This window comes from Bacillus cereus group sp. TH152-1LC (assembly GCF_027710505.1).
Taxonomy (GTDB): domain Bacteria; phylum Bacillota; class Bacilli; order Bacillales; family Bacillaceae_G; genus Bacillus_A; species Bacillus_A mobilis.
The window spans coordinates 532,505-557,070 of record NZ_JAQFNK010000001.1 but is presented as its reverse complement, the minus strand read 5'-3'; the positions used below and the strand labels follow the sequence as shown (position 1 = coordinate 557,070).

Below are 24,566 nucleotides of genomic sequence, written 5' to 3'. Positions count from 1 at the left end.
TAATATTTTTTTAAAATTACATTGTAGTTTCTATTAATTCATAAAGTGAGGAATACTAATATATGAATAAAAAATGGTGGAAAGAAAGTGTCATTTATCAAATTTACCCAAGAAGTTTTAATGATTCAAACAATGATGGAATTGGTGATATCAAAGGAATAACACAAAAACTAGATTACTTACAAGAACTTGGAATCAATGTTATTTGGTTGTCACCTGTTTATAAATCTCCAAATGATGATAATGGTTATGATATATCAGATTACAGAAATATCATGGATGAATTCGGAACTATGGAAGATTTTCATGAGATGCTAGAAGAAGCGCACAAACGAGAAATCAAAATCATGATGGATTTAGTAGTAAATCATTCTAGTGATGAACATCATTGGTTTATCGAATCTAAAAAATCAAAAGATAATCCTTATAGAGATTATTACATTTGGAAACCTGGAAAAGACGGAAAACCTCCTACAAATTGGGGGGCTGCTTTCGGAGGTTCAGCATGGGAATATGATGAAAACACAGATGAGTATTATTTACACTTATTTAGCAAAAAACAACCGGATTTAAACTGGGAAAACCCTACTCTCCGAAAAGAAATTTACGATATGATGTGCTACTGGCTAGATAAAGGTGTTGATGGCTTCAGAATGGATGTTATTAACTTCATTTCAAAGGACACATCTTATCCTGATGGTCTAACTCAAGAAGGTAATAAATATGGTGATGGTGGTCCACACTTTTTAAATGGTCCTTCCATCCACGACTTTTTACAAGAGATGAATAAAGAAGCACTAAGTAAATATGACACTATTACTGTTGGAGAAATGCCGGGAGTTAATGCAGAACAAGGAAAACTTTATACTGGTGAAAACAGAAATGAACTTAATATGGTCTTCCATTTCGAGCATGTTGACTTAGGGAATGGTTCTTATGGAAAATGGAATCCTGTTAAATGGAATCTAACCCAACTAAAAAAAATCTTTACTAATTGGCAAAAGGGATTAGAAAAGGATGGTTGGAACAGCCTGTATTGGAGTAACCATGACCAACCTAGAGCTATTTCTCGTTGGGGAAATGATTCTCCAGAGTACCGAGAAGTATCAGGTAAAATGTTAGCTACCCTATTACACACTCTTCAGGGTTCTCCTTATATTTATCAAGGTGAAGAAATTGGGATGACAAATGTTTCATTTGCAAATATCAATGATTACCGAGATATTGAAACACTAAACGCTTATAAGGAACTTGTAGAAGAAGGTTCTTTAAGTCGTGAAGAATTGATGAGAGGCATACATGAACGCAGCCGAGATAACGCAAGAACACCTGTTCAATGGAACGATACAGAAAATGCTGGATTCACTAAAGGTACACCTTGGATTCAAGTAAATCCAAATTTCAAAGAAATTAATGCTGAATCTGCTTTAAAAAATAAAGATTCCATATTTTATTATTACAAAAAACTCATCGAACTAAGAAAACAAAACGAAATAATTGTCTATGGAACATACGACTTAATTTTAGAAGACGACGAAGAAATCTATGCTTTTACACGTACATTGGGAGAAGACAAAGTTTTAGTAATCTGTAATTTTACTAACAACTCCCCTACTTTCAATTTACCTAAAGGTATTGATTTCACATCAACAGAATTACTTATTTCTAATTACGAAATAAATCAAAATGAAGATATTTCTAAAATAGTATTAAATCCATATGAAGCTAGAGTCTATAGACTAAAAAAATAATTGATTTTATATGAAGGACTGCTAAAATCTTAGTAGTCCTTTTCAATCGAAAATTGTTAATTAAAGGACAAAGCATTTATTTATTTAATAATATTGAAAACGCTTTTATTTTTAGGAGGCTATAATCATGAATAAAAAATGGTGGAAAGAAAGTGTAGTATATCAAATTTACCCACGTAGTTTTATGGATTCGAATGCTGATGGAATTGGTGATTTAAAAGGAATTATCAGCAAATTAGATTACTTAAAGGATTTAGGCATTGATGTCATTTGGATTTGTCCTATGTATAAATCCCCTAATGATGATAATGGTTACGATATCAGTGATTATCAAGACATAATGGATGAGTTTGGTACAATGGAAGATTTTGATTTGCTATTAGAAGAAGTACATAAAAGAGATATGAAAATCATTTTAGATTTAGTTATCAATCACACGAGTGATGAACATCCTTGGTTTATCGAGTCACGTTCTTCTAAGAATAACCCTAAACGTGATTGGTATATTTGGGAAGACGGTAAAAATGGCAAAGAGCCTAACAATTGGGAGTCAATCTTTAGTGGCTCAGCATGGAAATACGATAAAGAAACTGACCAACATTTTATGCATATCTTTTCAACTAAACAACCCGATTTAAACTGGGAAAATGAAGAAGTACGTAATGCGCTTTATGATATGGTAAATTGGTGGCTTGATAAAGGTATAGATGGTTTTCGTGTAGATGCTATTAGTCATATCAAAAAGACACCAGGATTTCCTGATATAGATAATCCAGAAGACAAAGAATTTGTTCCATGTTTCGAACACATGATGAACGTTGATGGAATCGATAACTTCTTATCTGAATTCAAAGATAAAACATTAAAAAACTATGACATCATGACTGTTGGCGAAGCTAATGGTGTAGGTTTAGATGATGCAGATAAATGGGTTGGCGAGGAAAATGGATATTTCAATATGATATTCCAATTTGAACATTTAGGTTTATGGGACAAAGGAACTGACAATTCCGTAGACGTCCGTGCTCTAAAGAAAGCACTAACTAAATGGCAAAATGGTCTTGAAGGCAGAGGATGGAATGCTTTATTCTTCGAAAACCATGACCAAACACGCTCTGTATCCAGTTGGGGGAACGAAAAAGAATATTGGGAAGAAAGCGCAAAAATGCTAGCTACTCTTTATTTCTTTATGAAAGGCACACCTTATATTTATCAAGGACAAGAAATTGGAATGACAAATGTTCAATTCCCTAATATTGAAGATTACAACGACGTTGGAATGTTAAATTACTATCGAATCGAAAAAGAAAAAGGTCATCCTCACGAAGAAATAATGAAAGTTATTTGGTCTCGCGGCAGAGATAATTCCCGTACTCCAATGCAATGGAATGACAGTCATTTTGGTGGATTTACAACAGGCAATACAACCTGGTTTGGGGTAAATCCTAATTACAAATCCATTAATGTCGAAAAACAATTACATGAAGAAAACTCTATTCTTAATTTTTATAAAACCATGATTAAAATCAGAAAAGAACACGACATCTTTGTTTATGGAAACTATGAGCTGTTATTCGAAGAAGATGAAAATTTATTTGTTTACACTCGAACATTAGGCAATGAAAAAGCATTGATTCTATGCAACTTCAGTGAATCCAATAATACGTTTTCTCTTCCTGAAGAATTCGTTTCAGAAAATACTCAACTGATTCTACATAACTATCCTATAGAAAATGTAGACAGTTCAAGAATTATATTAAAACCATATGAAGCCAGAATATACATTCTAAAATAAATTTTATTTAAACGAGTCATTTCTAGACATTCATAAGAAATACAACAAAATATATTTCACTATACCTAAAAACGTAAATTTGAAGGTAAACACCTTGATAATTTATCGGTATTCAACATTAATTTTCAAAAATAACAAAGTGGCATCGGAAACGATGCTGCTTCTAATCTTATTAAGGAAAACGCTTACTAGGTTTTTATATATTTATTTTTAAATAATAAACAGTTACATTTTAGGAGGTTTTTTATGTTAAAAGAAGCTATTTATCATAGACCAAAAAATAATTTTGCCTATGCTTATGACAATAAAACACTACATATTCGAATTCAAACAAAAAAAGATGATGTAGAAACAGTAAATATTCATTTTAAAGACCCTTTTCATTGGAATGGGGCTGGTCTAGGGCATACCATAACACCTATGAAAAAAGTAGGTTCAAATGTTCTATATGATTTTTGGCAAGCTGAATTAATTCCACCTCATCGCAGAGTAGAATATTGGTTTGAATTATCTGATGGAGAAGAAACATTATTTTATACAGAACGTGGCTTTTTTGAAAATGCTACAGACATTAAGAGTCAATTCAAATTCCCATTTTTAAATAATGTTGATGTATTTACTGCCCCGGAATGGGTAAAGAGCACGGTATGGTATCAAATATTCCCAGAACGCTTTGCAAATGGAGATTCTTCCCTTAATCCAGAAAATACATTGGAGTGGGATAAAACAGAACCTACACCAGAAAACTTTTTTGGCGGAGATTTAGAAGGAGTCATTCAACATTTAGACCATTTAAACGAATTAGGAGTAAACGGAATTTACTTTACCCCTATTTTCAATGCTAGTACCAACCACAAATATGATACTACTGATTACATGAGCATCGACCCTCACTTTGGTGATACAGAAACATTAAAAAGATTGGTTTCTGAGTGCCATAAACGCGGAATCAAAGTAATGCTTGATGCTGTATTTAATCATTGTGGATTTTACTTTGAGCCTTTTCAAGATGTTCTAAAAAACGGAGAGAATTCCATATACAAAGATTGGTTCCATATTCATGAATTCCCTATAAAGACAAATCCGCTTCCATCATATGATACATTTGCATTTACCCATATGATGCCAAAATTTAATACAGAAAATCCTGAAGTTAAGAAATACCTGTTAAATGTGGCGCGTCATTGGATTGTAGAGTGTGATATCGATGGTTGGAGATTAGATGTAGCTAATGAAGTTGACCATCAATTCTGGAGAGAATTCCGCAAAGTAGTTAAAGAAACAAAAAAAGAAGTATATATTTTAGGTGAGATTTGGCATGATTCAATGCCTTGGTTACAAGGAGACCAATTTGATGCTGTAATGAACTATCCATTTACAGAATTAGTATTAGATTTAATTGCCAGGGAAAAAATTTCAATTTCAGAATTCAAAAATGGAATTGAAGAACTATTATTTAAATATCCAAAGAACGTAAACGAAGTAGCTTTTAATCTGTTAGGTAGTCACGATACCGCGCGTATTTTAAACATTTGCAATCATAATAAAGATAAGCTGAAATTGTTATTTTTGTATCAATTAATGTTTAGTGGCTCCCCTTGTATTTATTACGGTGATGAAATTGGCATGGATGGAGAAAATGACCCTGGTTGCCGAAAATGTATGATATGGGAAAAGGAAAAACAAGATACAGAGCTATTTACATTTGTACAATCCTTAATTAAATTAAGAAATGAAACACCTTCTCTTTATACAGGAGATATTGTTCATCATCCTCACAATGATGTATTAGTTTTCGAAAAACGTTATAAAGACGAAAAAATATTTATCATTATAAACCCAACAAACACTGGAAAAGAAATAAGCTTTAAACATCATCATTTAACACAAATTTTATCAAATTCAGATAACAATACTAATAGTCAACGTATATTAGAAGTCCCACCATACGGTTATTATATCTTCAAATAAGACAGCATATATGCTGTCTTTTTTATCATCATTTTATTTTCCATCAGAAAAAGACATCCCAATTCTATATTCGAATTGAGATGTCTCACACGTTAATATTATATTCTTTCTTCTGTATCTACATCAAAGAAGTGAACTTTATTCATATCTACTGCTAATGTTACAGTGTCCCCTACTCTTACATCTGTACGAGCACTAATCTTTGCTAGAATAGTTTGCCCACCAAACTTAGAATATAAAATCGTTTCGGCTCCTAATACCTCGAACACTTCAATTTTAAAATCCAATAATGCATTAGAGTATGTTTCCATCATAATATTTTCATCGTAAATATTTTCTGGACGAACACCTATAATAATATCCTTTCCATCGTACCCTCTTTCATGAAGAACCTTCACTTTAGAATCTGGAATACGAAGTTTCACATCACCAAGAACAAAGTCATTCCCAATCAATTTTCCACTAATCGTGTTCATTGCTGGACTTCCAATAAATTGCGCTACGAATACATTGTTTGGATTTGTATAAACCTCTTTAGGTGTCCCTATTTGTTGAATTAAACCATCTTTCATAACAACAATTCTATCAGCCATTGTCATCGCTTCTGTTTGGTCATGTGTTACGTAAATTGTTGTGGCACCTAAACTATGATGTAATTTAGAGATTTCCGCACGCATTTGTACACGTAACTTTGCATCTAAATTAGATAACGGTTCATCCATCAAAAACACTTTTGGATTTCTTACAATTGCACGACCTAATGCAACACGCTGTCTTTGACCTCCAGATAATGCCTTAGGTTTTCTTTCCAACATTTCTGTTAAACCAAGAATTCTTGCTGCTTCTTCTACACGTTGTTTAATTTCTTCTTTAGGAAATTTTCTTAACTTTAATCCAAATGCCATATTATCATACAGATTCATATGTGGGTACAAAGCATAGTTTTGGAAAACCATCGCAATGTCACGGTCTTTTGGAGCAACATCATTCACCTTTTTACCCCCCATAGAAAGAACGCCTTCTGAAATATCTTCAAGACCTGCTATCATTCGTAAAGTTGTAGATTTTCCACAACCAGATGGACCTACAAATACAATGAATTCTCCCTCATCAATTTCTAAATTAAAATCGGTTACTGACGGTTTTTCTGCATTTGGATATATTTTATAAACACTTTCAAGTTTGATTTTAGACATTTTTATTTCCTCCCTTTTTAAACGAAAGCTTTAGCAAATAAGGATATTAACCCTTATTTGCTCCAGCCGTTAATCCATCAACTATATGTTTTTGGAAAATGATGAATAGAATCGTAATTGGAACTGCTACTAACACTGCTCCTGCTGCAAAGTTTGTAAATTGAGTGTTCCCTCTTCCTGTTACCATCTCAAACAATCCAATTGCTAATGTTTTCTTTTCTGTGGAAGTTAAAACTAACCTAGCGAAAATAAAGTCCATCCAAGGTCCAATGAAATTGTTCACTGCAACAAACACTAAAATTGGTTTAGATAAAGGCATCATAACTCTGAAAAACACAGTTGCATGTCCTGCCCCATCAATTCTTGCTGCCTCTTCTAAGCTACGAGGGATTCCATCAAAGTACCCTTTCACTAACCAAGCGCCAAACGGAATGGCACCTCCAGCATATACTAATATCAATCCAAGATGTGTATCTAGTAGACCTACTCTATCAAGTAATAGGAAGATAGCTATCATTCCCATAAAAGATGGAAACATTTGTAGAACTAACATAGTCATTAATCCTTGCTTACGACCTGGGAAGCGATAACGTGAAAACGCATATCCTGCCGTTACTACCAGTACGGTTGATAAAATCATATTACCAGTAGCAATTTTTAATGTATTCCAATACCATTGGAAATAATCTGTTTTCTCAAACAAGTATCGATAGTGGTCTAGTGAAAAATGTAAATCTTTGAAAGATGTAATAGTTATAGAGTTTCCAGATTTAAAACTTCCTATGATGACTAAGAAAATAGGAAATAAAACTACAAATACTAAAACAAATAAGAATACATAACTAAATGCTAAACGTAAAAAATTAAAAATCTTCTTTTTCCCCATCATGACATCATATCCTCCTCTTTGAACGCTTTAGTTTTTCTGAAATTCCAAACAGAAAGCGTTGCTATAACAATGAAGATTAAAATAGACACAACTGATGCCATTGCATATTGATGTTGTTCTAATGTCATCTTATAAATCCAAGAAATTAAAATGTCAGTTGAACCTGCATATTGATAATCAGGATTTACCGGTCCACCCTTTGTCATAAGATATATCATATTAAAGTTATTAAAGTTACCCGCAAAACTCATGATTAATAGCGGAGCAGTTGAAAACATCACGATTGGCATTGTAATCTTCCAAAACTTTTGTGTATTCGTAGCCCCATCAACATCAGCAGCTTCATAAAGTTCTTTGTCAATTGTAGTCATAACACCACTCATTAGAACCATCCAGTAAGGGAATCCAAACCAAATGTTCACGACTACAATTGTGATTTTTGCAAGTAATGGGTCACTTAGCCAATAAATCGGAGAATCAATAATACCAAATTGCATTAAATATTGATTTATAGGTCCAAATTCGCCACTAAATAAATTTTGCATAATCAAAATAGATACAAACTGCGGAATAGCCCAAGGTAAAATAAATACGGAACGCCAAAAACGTTTGAGAACGATTCCCTTTTGATTGATAATAATCGCTACAAATAACCCTCCGAAGAAAGTAGTCGCGGTAGAAAGAACTGCCCAAATAACCGTCCATAAAAATACGCCTTTAAATGTCCCACTCCACATGCTCATTTGGAATAAATCAGTAAAAGTCTGTAGACCTACCCAATCTACCAACCCTTTAGGTGGTATGTGGTTTGGTGAAGAATAGTTTGTAAAAGCTAATAAAACACCAAATAACAACGGTAAAACTGTTAAAAAAGCCGTGCAAATAATCGGTGGTAATAAAAGCAAAACAGGAAATCCATTTTCATATATGTTTCTTACTGTTTTCTTAATGCTGTTTGGCTCAATGCCAGCTTCTTTTTCTTTCCCAACTTTATAAGCATCACGTACATTCAACACATATGTCCACATAAACAGGGACAGTGCGATTGTGAAAATTAAACCCATAATCAATAGATGTATTGAATTATCACCTTGAATTACATTAAACCCCTCAATATGTTGTTTAGTTTCGCCTAAGGTAAATAATCCCCACATAGCATATTTCAAATCAGCAGAATACATAATGATTAGATATAATTCTAATAAAATATAACTGATACCTTTTACATATTGACGGTTATATAGTTGACCTAAACCCATAAATAAGGCTGACAACAAAGCTGCTACTTTTGATTGTGAACGCACAATATCCACCTTCCTCTTTTCTAAAAATACAAGCCAATACCATGAATTGGTACTGGCTTGCTATTCAATTACCCAAGCAATTTCATATACTTATTATTTCTTTTCAGCCTTAATAGAATCTTGAATTTGCTTAGTTGCACTATCTAGAGATGCTTTTGGAGTAGCTAATCCATTCCAAATAGCAGAGTATGCGTTTTCCATTGGTCCCCAAACTTTTTGCATTTCTGCAATATTCGGCATTGGAACAGAATGTTCTAATTGTTTCGCAAAACCAGAAAGAATTTCATCTTTTTTAATCGCTTCACTCTCTAGAAGTTTTTTAGAAGGTGGTAATTGTCCAGTTAACTCATAACGTTTTTGAAGCATTTCGTCACTAGTAGCAAATTGAGCTAATAACGTTGCTGCTTTAGGATATTTTGTATAAACACTTACATAGTAAGCTTTGATTCCAGAGAATGATGTAGGAATTTTTCCATTTTCAAGCGCTGGTAATGTAGTTACACCAAAATTCACTTTAGCATCTTGATGATTCTTAATATCCCAAGGACCAGAAATGCGATACATTAATTTCCCTTCATTAAACATAGTAGATATTAAATCACCGTTGATATCTTCTTTTTTAAGTGGTAATAATTCATCATGAATTTTCTTCATAAATTCACCAGACTTAATAGCGCCTTCTGAATTCAATCCTAAATCTTTTGTATCGAATCCTCCATCTTTGTTTTCACCAAATACATATCCACCATTAGCACCCATAAAAGCATAATTGAAATAGAAATTACCTGGTTCAAGCATTAAACCGTATTTTGGATTTTTACTTGTAGAACCTTTTTGGAATTCTTTTGCCTGTGCAAATAACTCTTCCATTGTTTTAGCCGGTTCTTTTACAAGGTCTTTGTTATAATATAAAGCATAAGTTTCAACAGCTAGTGGGAATCCATAAAATCCATCTTTTCCAGATGTACCTGTGATAGCTGCGTCAACAAAGCGGTTTTTGTAGTCATCACCAGACATATTAGGGAAAATACTTCCCGCAACTTCCATATTTCCTACATGGTCATGCGCTGCATCAAATACATCGGCACCTTTTCCGGTTGGACCTCCTGCTTCAATTTTAGCAGCAGAATCTGTATGGTTTACTTTTTCTACCTTTACAGGCACGTTATATTTTTTCGTAAACTCTTTTGCTACATATTTAGCAAACTCTCCTTCAGAATCACCATTATCCCAAAGAACTAATTTAGCACCTTGTTCTGGTTTAAGTTCAGCAGTTTGAACGGGTTTATCTGATGGTTTTTTTGAATTATCATTTGTAGCCTTTTCATCCCCATTAGAACAACCTGCTAGTAAAGACGCTCCAATAGATAGGGCTAATACACCAGAAAGCACTTTTTTTGTTGATTTTTTCATACTAAAATCCCCCTTAATTATATTAAATTTTATAATAACGTCTCCTATTTATTATCAATCGAAAACGTTTGCGTTGTACTATATCTATATATTTCCTTATTTTTTTATTAAACCTTCTTAAACGCTTTTTTTATATGAAAGCGTTTGCTTTTTTCTATATTTATATATTATTTTATTTTTTTGTCAAACCTTTTTTTATAATCATTTATTACGAGTAGAACTTATACAAAACAAAAAAGAAGCCTTTATTACAAAGACTTCCTTTCTCAGAAACACTTTCATCCTTTAATTTTCTTTTTTAAAGGCAACTGACTTACATTCGATTATGTATGTAAAATTAAAAAGAATTTTTTTTGAATTTCTTTCTTTTTTTCGCCAAAGGATTGGTTTTCACAACTCGAATAGAAACTGTTTTGGATTCTTTTTCTGCCATACAATGTTTAATCATACTTGTTGTGATTTTTCCCTGTTTAACCAGCATTGCAAAATCAAGTTGAGATTTAAATTCATCTTTATCAATCTTTGAAACATGTGCTAAAGCCTCTCTATCTAAAACTTCTCTTTTGTTTTTTCTAATTTTAATAACAGCAAATTCACCATTAGGTAACTCTACCACCGTTGGTTCATCTGCATCCCCTAGAAGCCTGGCAATATCCTCTTTTAACATGTCATTTTCAACTTTTCTTTCTTTTGCAATTTCATTATTAGATACCACTTTTATTACGTTTTCTTCAACCTGTTGTTTGTCTAACTGGTTTTGAAACATTTCTTTTTCTTCTACTTGTACCTCTTCTAATTTCAAAGCGTTCGCATTCATTTGGATTTCTCCTTCCATGTTTAAGATATTTTCATTATAGGGATTCTGAATTTAAAAAACATAAAATTTCCGTTTTTTATTCTGGATTTATATTTTTGTGAAAGAAAAATTAAAAAAGACCCCAAAATACAGAGGTCCTAAAATTAAAATATATTTTCTTTAATCCTATGCACATGCATAGTAAGCCATTGCGACTGATGTTTTAATCTTTGATTCGTCAAAAAGCTCGTTACCGACAACTTTATCTATTTCAAAGTTAATTTTAGTAAGGGCTTCAAGACACTTTTCATAATCCCATTTCAAAGAAACAACTTCGTCTTTAATAATTTGAATGATTTGCTCCTTGTTCATACATATCATCCTTTCTAATTTATTTTATGATTTCTCTGTATCTCAATTCAGGGCATTTAAGTAAATCGTAATTAATACCTTTTTCTTCTAGATAATCGTAAAACTCACCTTTGAATTTATCAGCATTATACTCTTCATTGTATTCTTTGTACACCTGAGCAATTTTTTCTTCAGTTACTTCACTCTTTCTAAATAAGAAGTATTCGATATCTTCTCCATTATTGTAAAAATCGATTTTTACAACTAGAAATTCCTTTCCTAATTCCTTTACGATTTGTCCATTCATTTTCATTTTATTTTCCTCCTTGGTTGTGATTACTATTTTTAATGATTATAGCCGATTTATTAGTTTATAGTTAAAAAACATAATATTTTTCATTCCCCCTTTGTTTCATATGGTTCTTACATTTTTTTTTAGAAAATATCATTTAGGAAAAATGAACATTTCATAAAAAAACATATAATTAGTTAAACAATGGAGGATTACATATGACACAAATATATGATGTTATTATTATTGGAGCTGGTCCAGCAGGACTTACAGCAGCTATTTATGCTGCAAGAGCAAATTTAAAGACCCTAATGATTGAACGTGGTGTTCCTGGCGGTCAAATGGTAAATACCGAAGAGATTGAAAACTTCCCTGGTTTCGAAAGCATATTAGGACCAGAATTATCTACTAAAATGTTCTCACATTCACAAAAATTTGGTGCTGAATACACTTATGGAGATGTAAAAGGCATTAGCATAGATGGTGACTACAAAATAGTAGAAACGTCAAAACAGAATTATAAAACAAAAACAATTATTATTGCTACAGGTACCGAACATAAAAAATTAGGCATTCCCGGAGAAAAAGAACTTTCAGGAAGAGGAGTTTCTTATTGCGCCGTATGTGACGGAGCATTTTTTAAAGAAAGAGAATTAGTAGTAATTGGGGGCGGAGACTCTGCTGTAGAAGAAGCATTATATCTTACTCGTTTTGCTTCTAAAGTAACCGTCATCCATAGAAGAGACCAATTCAGAGCACAGCCAATATTACAAGAACGATTATTAAATAACCCAAAAGTTGAAATCATTTGGAACCACACTGTAGATGAAATTCTAGGAGAAAAAGTTGTTGAAAAGCTTTCTATTAGAGATGTAAATACTGGTGAAAGAAAAGAATTTAAAGCAAACGGAGCCTTCATATACATTGGCATGTTACCTTTAACAGAAGCATTTAAAAACCTACCTATCTCAAACGAAGAAGGATTTATCATAACAAACGAAATTCTTGAAACATCTATACCAGGAATATTTGCAGCTGGAGATTGTAGAGAAAAAATGTTAAGACAAGTTGTTACAGCTACCGCAGATGGCAGTATTGCTGCTCAATCGGCGCAACACTATATCGAGAGTTTGAGTTAAAAGTATAAACTAAAAAAACGTTGGATTAATCCAACGTTTTTTATTTTAATTGTCTTTTATTAATTTTTCTTCATACTTCTTTTCATAACTTCAAATAATGCCTCATGAATATATTCAGGATACTCATTACTATCTGATGGATACATCCAAAGTTCAATTCCTTTATCGACTAGGATATGCCAGAAATACTTTTCTGTTTTTACGCAGTAGTATTCAAAATCATCATTTTTAGCCGCCTTGAATTTCCCCTTAGCTCTCCACATTTCAAAACGTTTCAGGTCCTTATACTTCTCAAAAACATCGATAATTTCAACACATTCCTCTTCTGTCTTTCCCATTCCAATTAAAGCATCCATTTCTTCAATTTTTTTCTCATACATGTTATCTGGAAAATTAGTAAATATTTGATTACTCATTAAATCTTTAATATTACGAATAGGTGGATGCATTAAATTAAATACACGTCTTTGTTCTTCAACGCCATTTAAAATCTCTCTTCCTACACCTTCCCTATATGGCACTTCAAATGTTTCAATTTCTTCTCCTTCAATTACTACCATTTTGTCCTTCGTTTTAATGTTAAAATATGCATTTTCAAAATAGAACTTCATATTTTCCACATTATATGCGAACTTTTCTTCCAAGTTTTCCATTGTAAATGTTTTTTCTTCATCCAATAAATGTTCTAGTTCATTTTGCAACTGCAAAACTGGAAGTATTCTTTCTTGGTATTCTTCATCTAAACATCCTAAGGAAATATTGAAGTTTTTAGGCTTCACTATTACCTTGTCATACATTGCACACTCGCAAATGTCCTTATCCTTTAAGGCTACCATACGAAATTCGTCCATTATCTCCTGAGGATAAAAACTACCATTTAAAAACAGGGCATTCAATTGTTTTATTTTTTTATATCCCTTCCAGTATTCAATTAGACATTGCATCATAGCTAATATGGTTTCATTCGATATTTGAATTTTTTCAGGGTTGCTGTATCGCATATTATCCGATATTACTCTTGTGAATTTTACAAATGCATTTCCAAATTCTATATCTTCTAATCGAGCTGCAATTTTCACAAAAAGTGTTTTATTTACTATTTCCCTAGGTATTCCTCTGACTTCACGAATGTCTTTCTTAACTAATTGAATATTTATTTCTACATTTTTCGTTCCGAAACTTACAGAAAAATCTAATTTACCTTCTGATTGGTTATAGGAAAAAACCTTATTCTCTATTTTAGTTTTTAAATCCTTTAATGTTTGCATCTTGTATTCTCCTTTTGATATCTATTTTTTTAAAATGATATCATGAAAATAAAATGTGTGATGAAAAGACATTCACATATTTGTTCGCATATTGAACTACCCCCACGTACCTCTGCGCTTGATGTGGAGGTCTTCTCGTTTAAAATGATAAAAAAATCGGGAAAAGCCACAAACCGCTTACACTCTTTTGTTATAATTTTCTCGTAAAAAAGAAACATCTCAGAGGGAGACAGGCTACTATGAAAAAAAGAATAGCGCTCAGTGGAAAAATGACAACAGGGAAATCTACCTTGTCACAAGTATTAGTCGAACAAATGGATTTTCAAATCGTATCAATAGGCACTACAATTAAAAAAACTTCTACACTTCTTATTGATAACCCACCTTTACTTTTTCAGTATTTAAAACAAATGGTAAAAGAAAATCACAAAGCACAAGAATTGTTTTTTTCTTTATTAACTGCATATAACAAAGGATTCTCTCACTCAGAATGGACCAAGAATACAAAAGGAGAATTGATTAAAAACCAATCTTTCAGGGACTTACTTCAAGTGGTTGCCACAACCGGAAGAAATTTATTAGGGGAAAATGTTTGGTGTGAATTCGCAAAAAATGAAGCCTTTCTTATTTTAGAAAACGATATACCTGTAATTATCGATGACCTACGAATTCCTTCAGAGAAACAACTATTTGAACAAAATGATTTTCACATTATTAGACTAGACATCGAAAAAGAAGAACAGATTAGACGTATTTATAATCTTTATGGGGAAATTGATGAGGAACTTTTAAATCACCCTACCGAAACGGCTTTAGATGATGCATGTTTTGATTTTCGAATTGACACAACACATCTAACAGTTGAAGAAGTTAGTGAACGATTAACTCATTTTATAACAACCAAAGATAAGAATATCGTTATTTAGTTAGGTAGGTATTTAGGATTTTCATCACAATTATATTCTACATAAATACATAACTAAGGAGATTTTCTTATTATGAGCAGACGCAATGCCATTTTGTTAGTAGGATTATGTTATGGTATTTTCATATCCATAATTACACAGTTAATTTGCCATTTACCCATTATGTCCATTGTTTTTGGAATTATAACGGGCTCAGTCCTAATTATTACACTAGCGTTATTTGCTGGTGCATCAGAATCAGAAAAAAATACTATAGATTACATTCCAGACAAATAAAAGTGAGCCTTAGCTCGCTTTTTTTGTTTAATTTTACATAAAAACATTAAATTCTTAGTCCGATATATGAGACATCCACCCTATTTTTCATCTTAATCATTTAATGATACATTCCCCTTTTTCGTACATACCATAGTAATTATACATATTCCTATAATCATCGAATCACAAACCAAAAATCAAATGATTGACTCCAGTTATAAAACTTTTTCCCTTTTTTTCTTTATAAAATTCAAAATGATTATATAAGTAATTCAGTTTTAATGTCTGGAGGTAATTATGAATAAATATGTTACAGTAGAACAAATTATGAAATTTCTAAAGATTAAACTTGTTTCTGGAAGTGAGGGATTACAAAAAGAAATTACAAAAACTGATTTCCACAGACCAGGTTTACAATTAGTAGGTTTCTACGACAAATTCCCTCGTAAAAAGGTTCAAATTATAGGAAACCAAGAAACATATTATATACAATCTTTAAATGAACAAGAACGAAAAGTGGCAATACAACGATACATAGAGGCTAAACCAATATGCATTGTAGTTACTAATAATCATGATACCTCTTATTTCGAAGAACTTTGTACACAAAATAACGTACCTTTATTTTCTACTAGCGATGGAAGTCACGAATTCGGAGATAAAATGGTTAATTTCTTAGAAAAATCACTAGCGAAAGAAATTGGCATACATGGTGTCTGTATGAATGTTTTTGGTGTCGGAATTTTAATTCGTGGGGATTCTGGAGTTGGTAAAAGCGAAGCTGCCTTATCTCTTATTAATAAAGGTCATCGATTAATTGCTGATGATTTAGTTATATTGAAAAAAATAGGTCCCCATGCACTAATCGGAACCCACAATGGGTACAATAAACACTTTTTAGCATTAAGAGGAATTGGATTAGTTAATGTTCCAAAAGTATATGGTTCTGGTTCAATACAAAATGAAACTAAAATCAATTTAGAAATTAAACTATCTACTTGGGACGATAGCAAATACTATGATGCTATTCAAGCTGAAGTACACTATGTTACATATCTTGATACTAAAATAAAACATATCGAAATCCCTATTAGACCAGGAAGAGATATCGCTGAATTAGTAGAAGTAGCTGCAAAGAACTGGCGTTTAGAGCAAGAAGGATATTTTGCTTATGAAGATTTTCAATCAAGATTCTAAAAAAATTACCTAAAATTACCATCTTTAACTATGAATAGCGATTATCATTCTTTGTTATATTAATATTATATTCTACAAAGGAGTGATTGATAAATGGCTAAAGATAATAACAGAAATCAAATTCTTGTAAACGGTGCTGAATCTGCAATCGAACAAATGAAATATGAGATTGCTCAAGAATTTGGAGTAAACCTTGGACCAGAAACAACTTCTCGCGCAAACGGTTCTGTTGGTGGAGAAATCACAAAACGCTTAGTTACAATGGCTCAACAACAACTTTCTGGTGGAAACGCTCGTTTCTAAACCAATAAACAAAGGAACGTTTATATAACGTTCCTTTGTTTATTTTTTATTTTAATGATTTACATGATAATTTTACATTATCGTTCCCTCTTAGATAATCAATTTCTTCTTTATATTGACCAAATGGTGTTTCTAAGATAATAGGAATAGTCGAAAATACCTTGTGATGGCAAATTTCTCTCAGTGTTTCTTTTGGTATATAACCATCCTCAGCTCCAATATTAGCATGTCTATCTTTTTTAGAACCAAATGGATGTTTCGAATTATTTAAGTGTAATACTTTTAATTTATCTAATCCTATAATCTCGTCAAATTGTTCAAGAACTCCCTCTAAGTTATTCACTATATCGTATTTAAAAGCGAAATTATGACAAGTATCCAGACAAACCCCCAAAATTCCCCTTTTATCTTCATCTACTCCATTAATAATTTGAGCGAGTTCTTCAAAACTATTTCCTACTTTAGTACCATCACCTGCCATTGATTCTAACAATACAAAAGTCTTTTCTTTTCCTGTAAGAATTTCATTTAAAGAGTTAATGATATTTTGAATCCCAACATCGACTCCTTGTTTAACATGAGCTCCCGGATGAAATACAAGATATTGAATCCCTAACTTTTCTGTTCTTTTTATTTCCTCTTTGAGGACTTCAATTCCGATACGACGAGCTTTTTCTTCTCCCCCTAAGTTAATGTAATAAGGAGCATGTACAACAGCATCTTTAATATCCAGTCCATTCTCTTCCATCAATTTCATTGCTTCTTCAATATTAAACTCTTCAATACTTCTCGCTTTTCCACCTCTATTACTTCTTGTATATATCATAAATGTATTTGCATCATAGCTTAAAGTTTCTTTAACAGCTGCTAATAGTCCCTCTCCAGCTATACTTACATTTGCCCCAATCTTCATTAGAACCACCCACCCTTTCATAAATAATTGTATGTATTATATCTTCACGTTTATTTTTTCGTTTTTTTGTTTCACCTTTACTTTGTTAGCTAGTTTAAGGAGATAAATTCAACAAAAAACGAGTTTATATACAACGTATGTATATTACATATATATTGTATACATTTCGTACAGATTTTGTATAAACTTATTATAATCACACAGAAATAACTGTTAATAAAGGACTTTATTCTCTTCTTTACAATATATCTATACTTTGTTAACGGAGGTTATAAAATGAACAAATATGCAATTATATTAGCCGCAGGAAAAGGCACTAGAATGAAAAGTGATTTACCGAAAGTTCTGCACCCTGTTTGTGGCACACCAATGCTTCAGCACATAATAAATAAACTAAAAAAAATTGATATAGATAAAATCATAGTAGTAATTGGTCATAAGGCTGACAAAATTAGAGAAACAATACAAGATGATGTAATTTTTGTAGAACAAACTGAACAAAACGGGACTGCTCATGCAGTGTTACAAGCTGTTCCTCATTTAGCTGGAAAAGAAGGAACTACTCTAGTTATCACTGGGGACACACCACTAATCGAAGAAGTTACGTTAGAGTCCCTTCTTCAGGAACACATACATAGTCATTCTAAAGGAACTGTCTTAACGGCAATTCAAAACAACCCAACTGGTTATGGAAGAATTATTAGAGAGTTCAATTCTGTAACCGATATACACGAAGACAACAAATTAGGAAACGTTGTAGGAATCGTAGAAGAAAAAGATGCAGACGTAATCCAAAAGAAAATTATAGAAGTGAATACTGGTATTTTCGCTTTCGATAATCAAACCTTACTGGAAGGTTTACCTAAGATTGAAAATAAAAATGTGCAAAACGAGTATTATCTAACAGACATCGTTTCTGTGTTTATAGAAGAAGGCAAAGAATTTGGTGGATACCTATTACAAGACCCAAACGAAGCAATGGGAATCAATAGCCGAGTTCAACTTTCTGAAGCTGAAACTATTATGAGAAAAAAGATTAATCAAAAACATATGGATAATGGAGTTACCATTATTGACCCTTCTAATACTTATATTGAATCTGAAGTAACGATTGGTAACGATACTATTATTTACCCTGGTACCGTTATTAAAGGGAACACAATTATTGGTTCTGGAGTAACAATTCATTCGAACTCTGAAATCCAAAATGCAACAATCGGCAATTACTCAATCATACGTCAATCTGTCATTCACGATAGTGCCGTTGGTCAATATGTTCAAATTGGTCCATTTGCTCATATTCGTCCAAAGACAGCAATCAAAAACAAAGCAAAGGTTGGTAACTTTGTTGAACTTAAAGGAACTACATTTGGCGAAGGAAGCAAAGCAAATCACTTAAGTTATATTGGAGATTCTAAGGTAGGAGACGGTGTTAACATTGGCTGCGGAACAATCACGGTGAATTACGATGGGAAAAACAAATTCAAAACAATTATCGAAGATGGTTCATTTATTGGTTGTAATGCAAACCTAATGGCTCCTGTAACAATTGGGAAAAATTCTATTGTTGCTGCGGGTTCTACTGTTACAAAAGATGTACCGGAAGATGCGCTAACTATTTCTAGAACAAAACAAGAAAATAAAGAAGGCTATGCTACCAAAATTAAAAACAGAAGATAAGATTAAAAAGCGGATTCATATATGATTCCGCTTTTCTTTTTTCTCTCAAAGTAAATTTTTTTATTTGGCTAATTGGGTTTATTTTCACATCTTTTTCTTTTTTATATGGTAAAATTTTAAAAAAAGCGAGGTATTTCTTATGGAACTTATTATGAAGCTAACAAAGGAAGAATTACAAAACCTAGAGCAAACGAAAGAAGGAAAAGGATTTTTCTTTAAGGAAATTACAGCAGAGGAAGATGGTGAATCTTGTACAATTGGAATTCTCTCTGTAAGCAGAACTTCTCTTGTGAATCAAGATTTAAAAGTAGAAACCGGATTTTTTAAAGTTGAACTTTCTTTAGGACAAAACCATTCCCATCCAATCATTGTAAAGACACTAACCCAAGTTTATACAGTTGTTAAAGAAGAAGTTGATAATGTTGTGTTTGGAGAACATATTTTAATTAATACCGTGAATGGCATGCGTATCAAAGTTTTCATACAAAAATAATAATACACACATTAAGAACCTTTATGTTAAGTACATAAAGGTTTTTTACTACTTATTAATCCGATTTTACAAAAAAAAATAAAAAGCCATAGGCTTTTTATTTTAAGAAGCTATCATATTTTCTATCAATTAAATAACTATTAACTCTACTTGCAACATCTAACGCTACACCTACAATAATAATTAGTGATGTTCCACCAATTTGTATTTGTGGAGGCAAAGCAGTAATTTTACCAATTATCATAGGAGTAACTGATAAAAATGTTAAAAATAAAGCACCGATAAGCGTTAATCTTGATAAGATTTTAGAAATGTAGTTTTCTGTACTTTTTCCTGGTCGAATCCCTGGAATAAATCCACCGCTTTTCTTAAGATTTTCCGCGATTTTTTCAGGACTCATTTGTACAAACGCATAAAAATAAGCAAATAGGATAATCATTATCGCATAAAATGCCATTCCCACCGGATGATTGTAGTTAAAGTATTTAATGATAAATTGAGCTACTTCACTGTCTTTAAAGAATTGTGCGATTGTTGTTGGGAACATTAAAATTGAAACAGAGAAAATTACAGGTATTACACCAGCAGAGTTGATTTTAATCGGTAACGTGCTAGTTTGCGTTCCCATGTTTTGATTTGGATATTTAATTGAAACTCTTCTCTCTGCTCTTTGAACATGAATAATACCTACGATTAGAAGAGAAACAAAAATTAGTAGTAATACTGTTTTAAGAATAGCAATAAATACATTATCTACTCCTTGAATATCCGTTACATAGTAGGCATAAGCAGCATTCGGAATACCCATTGCAATTCCTGCTGTAATAATTACAGACATACCTTGTCCAATACCCTTTTTATCAATTAGTTCTCCCATAACCATTAGAATAATAGTACCTAAAGTGATTACAAGTGAAATAATGATATATGTTTTTACAGTCGGATTTGTAACTAATCCTGGAAACATTGCATTAAAGCTAAACGCCATACCAAATGATTGAATTAATGCTAAGATAATCGCTAAATAACGAGTCAATCTTTTCGTTTTCTTCTTTCCTTTTTCGCCTTGTTTATTCCATTCAGTTAACTTAGGAACAACATCCATTTGTAATAATTGAACAACGATTGAAGCTGTAATATACGGAACAATACCTAAAGCAAATATTGAAAATCGTTGCAGCGCTCCACCTGAAAGCATATTAGCGAAACCAAGCATTCCACCTTGCTTAGATAAATTATCTAATAACGATGAATCAATACCTGGTACAACTATGTAAGTCCCCACTTTATACAGGAACAGCATTAAAAATACAAAACCTATTTTTTTTCTTAAATCCTTAATACTAAAAATATCTCTGAATAGGCGCAAAGTCGTATTCACTCCTTACTAAAATAATAATTCTTTTATATTTACAATAAGAAAATCTGAAAGAGCAAAAAATCCCACCAAAAGCAAAATAGTAACTACAACTGCAACAAAATCTTTAGCTACTTCATTTCGCTTTGACCATCTTACCCTTTTTAATTCAGATTTTACTCCCTTAAAGTAATTAACCATCTTATTCATAGTAATCACCCCATTTTCTAATTTCATCCACTTTTATATTCCTCATAAACTCTATTTTTCTTTTGAATAAATCTTATTTTTCAGGTTTATTAAAGACAATTAAAAGAATATAATTCAGAATCACGTTTTAATGTAATAAAAGAAAAATCACATCGCACACATTCAGATATCAATTTCAAAAACAATCTATTATTAATTGCATTAATAAAGCATATCTCCTTCTTATATTCAGAGCTTTTGTTGTTTATATTGTTTCATTTTTGCTTGTTATTATTGATATGAATTTTTTCATAAAAAAAAGAAAGAAACTACATTTCGTAATCCTTTCTTTTTATTATCATCCTATTTATCTTCACTACTAATTTCTGTAGGAATTTCTTCAACATCCACTATGAATCTATCCACATAATAAAATAACATCTTGCCTTTTGCTGTTATTATTTTGTTTGTTACTTCCGCTTTACTTGAAGATAGGATAAGTTCACTATCATCTTCAAACTTAACTAAAAAATCATAAAAACCGGGAATCATTTGGTATCCTTCTTGGAAAACACATATACATGCCCCTACTCCAACTGTTGCTTCAGCTTTCTCTTTATTCTCTAAATCTTTGGCTCTTTCTAATAGAAAATTTGCTTTTTGAGCATTTTTTTCATACATATATCTAAGATAAGCTATAATCCCAACGATTATGATAGATATTCTTACATTATCAGAAAAGATAGGATTTGCATTATCAGAAACAATAGGATAACAATAATTTATTATTGTCATACCTATGCATAAAATCAAAACAATTAAATGATACATTCACCTGCCCCCTTTCTAACCCCTATATATTTATAAAAACAAACCAAAACCCTAAACATTAACTCTTTATTTAACACACAAGCAAACATATATGATTATTAAATAACATTTAGTTTTATTTAATCTTATCTCCGCATTTTCCATGAGTATTATCAAAATTCAATTTGTTCAGTTTTAAATCTCCATTCTCAGCTCCAAATATACATGTTTTTACAATTCTATCTTTTTTTCATATACACCCCTTCTCTTAATGATTCGTAATTTATCGCTTGCACTTAATACTTCAAATAACATATTTTTACATTTTTCAGAAAATAAAAAACCAGAAATTAATTCTAATTTTTTTTTGGTTTATTTCGATATAGTTTATGGTTATTTTAATTTCTTTATTTTCAGATATACTGAACAAATAATTTTCGAACAATGGTAGGTGAATAATAAAACTATGTCTATTTTTAAAAAGAATGCCCTAATAGCTATTGTTAGCTTATTTTTAATTTCATTAATTATCACAATTAGTGGTTATTTCATTCAAAAAGACTCAATGTATGGTGTTTTAAAGGAATTATCATTAGGTCTATCTCATTATGGTAAAACTGTAACCTTTGGAACCGAAATGAATGAAATCTACGAAAAAAAAATACATGACCAAAATAATAATATCCAAAAAGAAATGAGTAAAAAATTATCGATTTTAACAGAAGAAAATCCACAAATATCTCAAGGTTATCTTTTAGATATCAACCTAAATGAAAAAAACGAATTAAAAATGATAGGTTTACCACAACACGTATTGGATTCTGGATTAAAGATAGGAGACAATTATCCGCTTAATGACGTAACGTTAAAAGCATATAACACGGTACAAGAAACCAAGAAAACAGTTGTAACCGACATTTATAAAGATGACTTAGGTACTTGGATTTCAGTATATGAACCTGTTTTAGATGATAAAGGAAATCTAAAAGCGATTTTCGGAATCGATGTTGACGCATCTTCAGTAGCAGATGGTCAAAAACATTTCATCATATCTGCGTCTATCGTTTTTGCTGTAAGTATTATTTTCATACTACTTCTACAACTTTTAATTACTAACAAAATCTTAAGCCCAATCAAAAAGATTTTTACCGTTATAGAAGAAGTTTCTACTGGAAATTTACAAATACGTATTGACCATCATGGAAAAGATGAAATCGGAACACTTTCGGTGAAATTCAATGAAATGTTAGATAATATTTGTCAAACGTTAAGTTACACCAAGGCTACTTCAAAAGAAATGGACTCATCTTCAGATAAATTGAGTCAAAGCGTAGAAGTAAGTAACTCATTATCACATAACATTGAAAGTCTTTTAATCGATGCGAATAATACAATAAAAAATCAAACTCAAGCAACAAATGAAAGTTACAATATGGTGATGGACACAACTCATGCCATTCATCAAATGAATCAATATACAGAAGAAATTAATGATGGCTCTAATGTCATGGTAAAAGAAGCTTCTGAAGGAAACGAATTGCTATTCCGAGCAAGTCAGCAAATGGGAGTTATTTATGAAACCATTTTGGATGCCTTAAAAGTTGTTAAATTTTTAGAAGAACGCTCAAAACAAATTGAAAATATCGTAGAAGTAATCAATGGAATCTCAGACCAAACTAATTTGTTAGCTTTGAATGCTTCTATAGAAGCAGCTCGTGCAGGAGAACACGGCAAAGGATTTTCAGTTGTCGCTGAAGAAGTAAGAAAACTTGCAGAAGATTCCAATTCACAAGCTCAACAAATAGCATTCTTAGTTAAAGAAATTCAAACTGAAACGCAGAATGTTGTAAAAACCATGAACAAAGGAAACGAAGAAGCTCAAAACGGAATTAAATCTGTAGAAGAAACTCAAAATTCGTTCCATCGAATTATGGAAATCGCTCAAAGTCTAGCTGAAGAAACTCAAAAGGTCTTCCAAGTTTCAGAAGAAATGTCCGCTAACATGGGGACATCACTGAAAAACTTTGACGAATTGAAAAGATTAGCACAGGACTCTACGGAGAAAATGGAACTAGTATCATCTTCCAACAAAAATCAATACGACCAAATAAAAGAGTTCAAATCAGAATCTCAATCTATAAAAGAAATTTCCACCGAATTAAATAAAGAATTAGATAAATTTAAAATCTAATTGTTATTCATAAAATCCATGCATTTAGCATGGATTTTATTATGCAAATTCCAAAAAGGTTTTTTATTTTTTCGAAAAAAAATC

Annotated in this window: 23 protein-coding genes; 11 read left to right on the top strand and 12 right to left on the bottom strand. The window is 31.7% G+C overall.

What is annotated here, in order from left to right:
• Positions 1 to 62: 62 nt before the first annotated feature.
• The 3 genes from PDL00_RS02805 to PDL00_RS02795 all read left to right on the top strand — a co-directional run bounded on the left by PDL00_RS02805 (position 63) and on the right by PDL00_RS02795 (position 5,517).
• Positions 63 to 1,751 (top strand): glycoside hydrolase family 13 protein, encoded by a 1,689-nt coding sequence (locus PDL00_RS02805; protein ID WP_270726183.1) that lies wholly within the window; start codon positions 63 to 65, stop codon positions 1,749 to 1,751.
• 127 nt (positions 1,752 to 1,878) lie between these two features.
• The gene (locus PDL00_RS02800; protein WP_270726181.1) at positions 1,879 to 3,546 is read left to right on the top strand and encodes a glycoside hydrolase family 13 protein; all 1,668 of its coding nucleotides are present in this window, start codon (positions 1,879 to 1,881) and stop codon (positions 3,544 to 3,546) included.
• Between the two features lie 246 nt (positions 3,547 to 3,792).
• Complete coding sequence (locus tag PDL00_RS02795; protein ID WP_270726179.1) at positions 3,793 to 5,517, top strand: glycoside hydrolase family 13 protein; 1,725 nt, start codon at positions 3,793 to 3,795, stop codon at positions 5,515 to 5,517.
• 98 nt (positions 5,518 to 5,615) lie between these two features.
• On the opposite strand, the gene PDL00_RS02790 is transcribed toward PDL00_RS02795, so the two are convergent.
• From PDL00_RS02790 to PDL00_RS02760, 7 genes are all read right to left on the bottom strand, one after another.
• Positions 5,616 to 6,713 carry an ABC transporter ATP-binding protein gene (locus PDL00_RS02790; RefSeq protein ID WP_270726176.1) on the bottom strand — a complete coding sequence of 366 codons (1,098 nt, stop codon included), beginning with the start codon at positions 6,711 to 6,713 and terminating at the stop codon, positions 5,616 to 5,618.
• A gap of 46 nt (positions 6,714 to 6,759) precedes the next feature.
• Complete coding sequence (locus PDL00_RS02785) at positions 6,760 to 7,602, bottom strand: sugar ABC transporter permease (RefSeq protein ID WP_442868303.1); 843 nt, start codon at positions 7,600 to 7,602, stop codon at positions 6,760 to 6,762.
• Complete coding sequence (locus PDL00_RS02780) at positions 7,599 to 8,906, bottom strand: sugar ABC transporter permease (RefSeq protein WP_333563523.1); 1,308 nt, start codon at positions 8,904 to 8,906, stop codon at positions 7,599 to 7,601. Before PDL00_RS02780 ends, PDL00_RS02785 begins: the two co-directional genes overlap by 4 nt.
• Before the next feature lie 93 nt (positions 8,907 to 8,999).
• Complete coding sequence (locus PDL00_RS02775; protein WP_270726172.1) at positions 9,000 to 10,319, bottom strand: sugar ABC transporter substrate-binding protein; 1,320 nt, start codon at positions 10,317 to 10,319, stop codon at positions 9,000 to 9,002.
• A 337-nt stretch (positions 10,320 to 10,656) separates the two neighbouring features.
• On the bottom strand, positions 10,657 to 11,136 hold the full coding sequence (locus PDL00_RS02770; RefSeq protein WP_270726169.1) for a hypothetical protein: 480 nt from the start codon (positions 11,134 to 11,136) through the stop codon (positions 10,657 to 10,659).
• 165 nt (positions 11,137 to 11,301) lie between these two features.
• Positions 11,302 to 11,487, bottom strand: coding sequence for a hypothetical protein (locus PDL00_RS02765; RefSeq protein ID WP_270726167.1), 186 nt, complete (start codon positions 11,485 to 11,487; stop codon positions 11,302 to 11,304).
• 19 nt (positions 11,488 to 11,506) lie between these two features.
• Positions 11,507 to 11,779: a hypothetical protein gene (locus PDL00_RS02760; RefSeq protein WP_270726164.1), complete on the bottom strand. Its 273-nt coding sequence runs from the start codon at positions 11,777 to 11,779 to the stop codon at positions 11,507 to 11,509.
• Between the two features lie 197 nt (positions 11,780 to 11,976).
• On the opposite strand from PDL00_RS02760, the gene trxB reads away from it, so the two are divergent.
• A complete protein-coding gene (trxB, locus tag PDL00_RS02755; RefSeq protein ID WP_270726162.1) occupies positions 11,977 to 12,897 on the top strand; it encodes a thioredoxin-disulfide reductase in 921 nt (306 codons plus the stop codon).
• A 59-nt stretch (positions 12,898 to 12,956) separates the two neighbouring features.
• On the opposite strand, the gene PDL00_RS02750 is transcribed toward trxB, so the two are convergent.
• Entirely contained in the window at positions 12,957 to 14,165 is a 1,209-nt protein-coding gene (locus PDL00_RS02750) for a hypothetical protein (protein WP_270726160.1), read from the bottom strand.
• Between the two features lie 239 nt (positions 14,166 to 14,404).
• Here PDL00_RS02750 and PDL00_RS02745 point away from each other — a divergent pair, with 239 nt between their 5' ends.
• The 4 genes from PDL00_RS02745 (at position 14,405) to PDL00_RS02730 (ending at position 16,849) form a co-directional block, all read left to right on the top strand.
• Positions 14,405 to 15,091, top strand: a complete 687-nt coding sequence (locus tag PDL00_RS02745) for a hypothetical protein (protein ID WP_270726157.1) — start codon at positions 14,405 to 14,407, stop codon at positions 15,089 to 15,091.
• A 72-nt stretch (positions 15,092 to 15,163) separates the two neighbouring features.
• Positions 15,164 to 15,367: a hypothetical protein gene (locus tag PDL00_RS02740; RefSeq protein ID WP_270726154.1), complete on the top strand. Its 204-nt coding sequence runs from the start codon at positions 15,164 to 15,166 to the stop codon at positions 15,365 to 15,367.
• A 279-nt stretch (positions 15,368 to 15,646) separates the two neighbouring features.
• On the top strand, positions 15,647 to 16,546 hold the full coding sequence (hprK, locus tag PDL00_RS02735; RefSeq protein WP_270726151.1) for an HPr(Ser) kinase/phosphatase: 900 nt from the start codon (positions 15,647 to 15,649) through the stop codon (positions 16,544 to 16,546).
• A gap of 93 nt (positions 16,547 to 16,639) precedes the next feature.
• A complete protein-coding gene (locus tag PDL00_RS02730) occupies positions 16,640 to 16,849 on the top strand; it encodes an alpha/beta-type small acid-soluble spore protein (RefSeq protein WP_098006736.1) in 210 nt (69 codons plus the stop codon).
• 46 nt (positions 16,850 to 16,895) lie between these two features.
• On the opposite strand, the gene PDL00_RS02725 is transcribed toward PDL00_RS02730, so the two are convergent.
• On the bottom strand, positions 16,896 to 17,762 hold the full coding sequence (locus PDL00_RS02725; RefSeq protein ID WP_270726148.1) for a deoxyribonuclease IV: 867 nt from the start codon (positions 17,760 to 17,762) through the stop codon (positions 16,896 to 16,898).
• A gap of 276 nt (positions 17,763 to 18,038) precedes the next feature.
• On the opposite strand from PDL00_RS02725, the gene glmU reads away from it, so the two are divergent.
• Entirely contained in the window at positions 18,039 to 19,442 is a 1,404-nt protein-coding gene (gene glmU, locus PDL00_RS02720; protein WP_270726147.1) for a bifunctional UDP-N-acetylglucosamine diphosphorylase/glucosamine-1-phosphate N-acetyltransferase GlmU, read from the top strand.
• 139 nt (positions 19,443 to 19,581) lie between these two features.
• On the top strand, positions 19,582 to 19,935 hold the full coding sequence (locus PDL00_RS02715) for a hypothetical protein (RefSeq protein WP_270726145.1): 354 nt from the start codon (positions 19,582 to 19,584) through the stop codon (positions 19,933 to 19,935).
• A gap of 97 nt (positions 19,936 to 20,032) precedes the next feature.
• Here PDL00_RS02715 and secY read toward each other — a convergent pair whose 3' ends face one another.
• The 3 genes from secY to PDL00_RS02700 form a co-directional block, all read right to left on the bottom strand.
• Positions 20,033 to 21,304, bottom strand: coding sequence for a preprotein translocase subunit SecY (gene secY, locus PDL00_RS02710; RefSeq protein ID WP_098006729.1), 1,272 nt, complete (start codon positions 21,302 to 21,304; stop codon positions 20,033 to 20,035).
• Positions 21,305 to 21,322: 18 nt separating this feature from the next.
• The gene (gene secE, locus PDL00_RS02705; protein WP_170953070.1) at positions 21,323 to 21,502 is read right to left on the bottom strand and encodes a preprotein translocase subunit SecE; all 180 of its coding nucleotides are present in this window, start codon (positions 21,500 to 21,502) and stop codon (positions 21,323 to 21,325) included.
• Between the two features lie 342 nt (positions 21,503 to 21,844).
• The gene (locus tag PDL00_RS02700) at positions 21,845 to 22,312 is read right to left on the bottom strand and encodes a hypothetical protein (RefSeq protein WP_270726140.1); all 468 of its coding nucleotides are present in this window, start codon (positions 22,310 to 22,312) and stop codon (positions 21,845 to 21,847) included.
• 445 nt (positions 22,313 to 22,757) lie between these two features.
• On the opposite strand from PDL00_RS02700, the gene PDL00_RS02695 reads away from it, so the two are divergent.
• A complete protein-coding gene (locus PDL00_RS02695) occupies positions 22,758 to 24,482 on the top strand; it encodes a methyl-accepting chemotaxis protein (RefSeq protein WP_270726137.1) in 1,725 nt (574 codons plus the stop codon).
• Positions 24,483 to 24,566: the final 84 nt, after the last annotated feature.

Excerpts from the sequence above, each read along its gene's own strand:
- PDL00_RS02800 (WP_270726181.1), top strand. The coding sequence starts at position 1,879 with ATGAATAAAAAATGGTGGAAAGAAAGTGTAGTATATCAAATTTACCCA.
- PDL00_RS02805 (WP_270726183.1), top strand. The coding sequence starts at position 63 with ATGAATAAAAAATGGTGGAAAGAAAGTGTCATTTATCAAATTTACCCA.
- PDL00_RS02695 (WP_270726137.1), top strand. The coding sequence starts at position 22,758 with ATGTCTATTTTTAAAAAGAATGCCCTAATAGCTATTGTTAGCTTATTT.
- PDL00_RS02715 (WP_270726145.1), top strand. The coding sequence starts at position 19,582 with ATGGAACTTATTATGAAGCTAACAAAGGAAGAATTACAAAACCTAGAG.
- glmU (WP_270726147.1), top strand. The coding sequence starts at position 18,039 with ATGAACAAATATGCAATTATATTAGCCGCAGGAAAAGGCACTAGAATG.
- PDL00_RS02725 (WP_270726148.1), bottom strand. The coding sequence starts at position 17,762 with ATGAAGATTGGGGCAAATGTAAGTATAGCTGGAGAGGGACTATTAGCA.
- PDL00_RS02790 (WP_270726176.1), bottom strand. The coding sequence starts at position 6,713 with ATGTCTAAAATCAAACTTGAAAGTGTTTATAAAATATATCCAAATGCA.
- secE (WP_170953070.1), bottom strand. The coding sequence starts at position 21,502 with ATGAATAAGATGGTTAATTACTTTAAGGGAGTAAAATCTGAATTAAAA.
- PDL00_RS02785 (WP_442868303.1), bottom strand. The coding sequence starts at position 7,602 with ATGATGGGGAAAAAGAAGATTTTTAATTTTTTACGTTTAGCATTTAGT.
- PDL00_RS02760 (WP_270726164.1), bottom strand. The coding sequence starts at position 11,779 with ATGAAAATGAATGGACAAATCGTAAAGGAATTAGGAAAGGAATTTCTA.
- PDL00_RS02730 (WP_098006736.1), top strand. The coding sequence starts at position 16,640 with ATGGCTAAAGATAATAACAGAAATCAAATTCTTGTAAACGGTGCTGAA.
- PDL00_RS02750 (WP_270726160.1), bottom strand. The coding sequence starts at position 14,165 with ATGCAAACATTAAAGGATTTAAAAACTAAAATAGAGAATAAGGTTTTT.
- trxB (WP_270726162.1), top strand. The coding sequence starts at position 11,977 with ATGACACAAATATATGATGTTATTATTATTGGAGCTGGTCCAGCAGGA.
- PDL00_RS02795 (WP_270726179.1), top strand. The coding sequence starts at position 3,793 with ATGTTAAAAGAAGCTATTTATCATAGACCAAAAAATAATTTTGCCTAT.
- PDL00_RS02740 (WP_270726154.1), top strand. The coding sequence starts at position 15,164 with ATGAGCAGACGCAATGCCATTTTGTTAGTAGGATTATGTTATGGTATT.
- PDL00_RS02765 (WP_270726167.1), bottom strand. The coding sequence starts at position 11,487 with ATGAACAAGGAGCAAATCATTCAAATTATTAAAGACGAAGTTGTTTCT.
- hprK (WP_270726151.1), top strand. The coding sequence starts at position 15,647 with ATGAATAAATATGTTACAGTAGAACAAATTATGAAATTTCTAAAGATT.
- PDL00_RS02775 (WP_270726172.1), bottom strand. The coding sequence starts at position 10,319 with ATGAAAAAATCAACAAAAAAAGTGCTTTCTGGTGTATTAGCCCTATCT.
- PDL00_RS02700 (WP_270726140.1), bottom strand. The coding sequence starts at position 22,312 with ATGTATCATTTAATTGTTTTGATTTTATGCATAGGTATGACAATAATA.
- PDL00_RS02745 (WP_270726157.1), top strand. The coding sequence starts at position 14,405 with ATGAAAAAAAGAATAGCGCTCAGTGGAAAAATGACAACAGGGAAATCT.
- PDL00_RS02770 (WP_270726169.1), bottom strand. The coding sequence starts at position 11,136 with ATGAATGCGAACGCTTTGAAATTAGAAGAGGTACAAGTAGAAGAAAAA.